The following is a 3428-nucleotide window of genomic DNA, read 5'->3' as shown; positions in this document are numbered from 1 at the left end:
CTACGCTACCGCCTGGGCGCAGGCCCAGCAGCCGATTCCCTGCTACGGCACCACCCACGCCGACTACGCCTACGGCGATATTCCGGTGACCGCGGTGATGAGCGATGAGCAGATCAAACGCGACTACGAAGAAGAAACCGGCGTACAGATTACCGACTGTTTCAAAGATCGCAGCCCGGTGGAAACCCCCATGTGCATCATTGCCGGCCACGCGCCCTTCACCTGGGGTAAAGACGCAGCCCAGTCGGTGTATCACGCGGTGATTCTGGAAGAGATGGCCAAAATGGCCTACCTCACCCGCACTTTGCGCCCCGATGTACAGCCTCTCAAGCAGGCCATCATCGACAAGCACTACCTGCGTAAGCATGGCAAGAACGCTTACTACGGTCAGAATTGATTAACCCTTTTCGGCAACTGCCCTATTCAGGATTACAGCTATGAAAATTTACGGTGATAAAGAAATCTGGTTCGTCACGGGTTCCCAGCACCTCTACGGCCCCAAAGTATTGGAGCAGGTCGCGGCGAACAGCCAGCAAATTGCCGACGGGTTGACCGGCTCGGACAAGATTTCCGCAAAAATTGTCGCCCAGCCGACGGTCAAGTCTCCGGACGAGATTCTGGAAGTCTGTCAGCGCGCGAATAACGACAGCAATTGTGTCGGTCTGATTCTGTGGATGCACACCTTCTCTCCGGCCAAGATGTGGATTGCCGGCCTGAAGGCGCTGAACAAGCCCTACATGCACCTGCACACCCAGTTCAACGCCGAGCTGCCCTGGGCCGAAATCAACATGGACTACATGAACCTGCACCAGAGTGCCCACGGTGACCGCGAGTTTGGTTACATTGGCACCCGTCTGCGTCAGGATCGCCGCGTAGTGGTCGGTCACTGGCAGCAGGACCGTGTTCAGCAGGAAATCGACGACTGGTTGCGCGTCGCCATGGGCTGGGCCGAGTCTCAGACTCTGAAAGTGGCCCGCTTCGGCGACAACATGCGTCAGGTGGCGGTGACCGAAGGTGACAAGGTGGCGGCCCAGATTCACTTCGGCTACGAAGTGCATGCCTTTGGTTTGGGTGATCTGGCCGAGGTCGTTGACGCAGTCAGCGATGAAGACGCCAACGCCCTGGTCGATGAGTACCTGCAGACCTACGAAGTGGCGGACGAGGTGCTGAAAGACGAGCACCAGATGGCCATGATCAAAAACGAAGCGCGCCTGGAAATCGGCATGGAGCGTTTTCTGGAAAAAGGCGGCTTCAAGGCCTTTACCAACAACTTTGAAAACCTGACCGGTCTGACCGGCCTGCCCGGTATGGCCACCCAGCGCCTGATGGCCAAAGGCTACGGCTACGGCGGCGAAGGTGACTGGAAAACCGCGGCCATGACCCGGATCGTAAAAGTAATCAGCCAGGGCAAAGAAGGTGGCACTTCCTTTATGGAAGATTACACCTACAACCTGGGCACGCGGGATCAGGTGCTGGGCGCCCACATGCTGGAAATCTGCCCGACCATCGCCGCGCAGAAACCGCGCCTGGAAGTGGCCCTGCACACCATCGGGATTCGCAAGGACATCGCTCGCCTCAAGTTTACCGGCAAGCCCGGCCCGGCCATGAACATCACCACCGTGGACCTGGGTACCCGTTTCCGTATCGTAGTCAACGAGCTGGATACCGTGGCCCCGCCAGCGGACCTGCCCAAGCTGCCGGTCGCTTCGGCCCTGTGGGAGCCTCGCCCGAACCTGGGTATCGCCGGCGCCGCCTGGATTCACGCCGGTGGTGCTCACCACAGCGTGTACAGCCAGGGCGTGACCACCGAGCAGATCATCGACTTCGCCGAAATGGCCGGCGTTGAAGCGGTCGTGATCGACAACGACACCAAAGTGCGCACCTTCAAAGACGAACTGCGCCAGAACGCCGCTTACTACCACCTCAAGCAGGGCGTATAAACGGCGTACCAATCGGCGGGGCCTTCGGGTGCCCGCCGTTTTTGTATCTGACATCACCTGACAATAAGAGCCCAAGCGAATGAAAACCCAGAAACTGACGGTATTGGAGAAAGTGGGTTTTGGCAGCGGTGATACCGCGGTCAACCTGGTGATCTCCTCCATGTTCCTCATCGTGGCCTATTTCTATACCGATATCTTCGGATTGAAGCCGTCGCATATGGGGATTCTGTTCCTGGTGGCTCGACTGGTGGATGCCTTTACCGACCCATTGATGGGCATGATCACCGACAAGGTGGACACCCGTTGGGGGCGCTACCGTCCGTACTTTTTATTCCTGTCTGTGCCCTTCGGTCTGTCCATCTTCCTGATGTTCACCACGCCGGACTGGAGTTACAACGCCAAGCTGGTGTGGGCTTACGCCACTTACATTCTGGTGACGGTGATGTTCACCTCCGTGACTATTCCCTATATCTCCCTGATTGGCGTATTGACGGCGGACCCGAAAGAGCGCCTGTCGGCGAACGGCTATCGTCTGTTTCTGGCCAAAGTGGCCGCGTTTCTGGTCACCATTATTGTGCCGATCATGGCGGAAGCCTGGGGCGATGGTGACCTGGCGGTGGGTTACCAAGCCTCCATGGGGCTGATGGGGATTCTCGGTACGCTGTTGTTCCTGTTCTGTTTCTTTACCACCACCGAGCGGGTGAAGCACGAGGTGCAGGACAAGACTTTCGGCGAGCAGCTCAAGATTCTGCTGAAAAACGACCAGTGGTTGGTGCTGTGTGCGGTGTGCTTTACCGGCACTCTGGGCTATGTGATCCGCAGCTCCGTGGCCGCCTATTACGCCAAGTATTACCTGGGAGCCGATGCCAAAATGCTCTCCGCCTTCATGACCACCGGGGTCACTGGGGCGCTGTTGGCCATGATCGCCTCCACCTGGATTACCAAACGCTACTGCAAAATCCAGCTCTTTCGCTGGACCCAGTTGGCCGTTGGGGTATTGAGCGTAATCATGTTCTTCGCGGTTCAGCCCGGAGATATCTGGCTGGCGTTTATTCTCTACTTCCTGATTTCCTTCGTGGTCGACCTGCACGCGCCGGTGTTCTGGAGCGCGATTGCCGAGTCCGTGGACTACGGTCAGGCGAAAACCGGCAAGCGTGTATCGGGCCTGGCGTTCGGTGGCATCAGCTTTTTCCAGAAGGCCGGCATGGGCGCCGCCGGTTTTATTGTCGGCCTGCTGCTGACCTATTTCAACTACGAAGCCAACGTGGAGCAGAGCGCGTTCACCTTGACGGGTATCGCACTAATGCTCTCCGTCATCCCGGGCCTGTTCCACGCCATCATGGGCGGGCTGATGTTCAAGTACAAAATTACTGACAGGTTCTATGAAGAAATGAAGCGGGACAGCCTGGCGGATTCCGCCCTGGCCGAAGCGGATCCGAATATTTCATAGATGGGTTAGGGCGTATGCGCCAGGGCGGGTTACGGCGG

General features: G+C 57.8%; 3 protein-coding genes. All 3 read left to right on the top strand.

Annotated features, from left to right (window positions below; genetic code table 11):
• On the top strand, positions 1–397 hold a 397-nt coding region (locus tag B3187_RS09610; RefSeq protein ID WP_286806049.1), incomplete at its 5' end, for a class II aldolase/adducin family protein.
• 40 nt (positions 398–437) lie between these two features.
• Positions 438–1940, top strand: a complete 1503-nt coding sequence (gene araA / locus B3187_RS09605) for an L-arabinose isomerase (protein WP_024462380.1) — start codon at positions 438–440, stop codon at positions 1938–1940.
• 79 nt (positions 1941–2019) lie between these two features.
• On the top strand, positions 2020–3390 hold the full coding sequence (locus B3187_RS09600) for an MFS transporter (RefSeq protein ID WP_286806048.1): 1371 nt from the start codon (positions 2020–2022) through the stop codon (positions 3388–3390).
• Positions 3391–3428: the final 38 nt, after the last annotated feature.

The sequence above is a fragment of the Marinimicrobium sp. UBA4209 genome, from assembly GCF_002381585.1.
GTDB classification, from domain to species: domain Bacteria; phylum Pseudomonadota; class Gammaproteobacteria; order Pseudomonadales; family Cellvibrionaceae; genus Marinimicrobium; species Marinimicrobium koreense.
This window is presented reverse-complemented; position numbering and strand designations above follow the sequence as displayed.

Coding starts and splice junctions, on each gene's coding strand:
- araA (WP_024462380.1), top strand. CDS start 438: ATGAAAATTTACGGTGATAAAGAAATCTGGTTCGTCACGGGTTCCCAG.
- B3187_RS09600 (WP_286806048.1), top strand. CDS start 2,020: ATGAAAACCCAGAAACTGACGGTATTGGAGAAAGTGGGTTTTGGCAGC.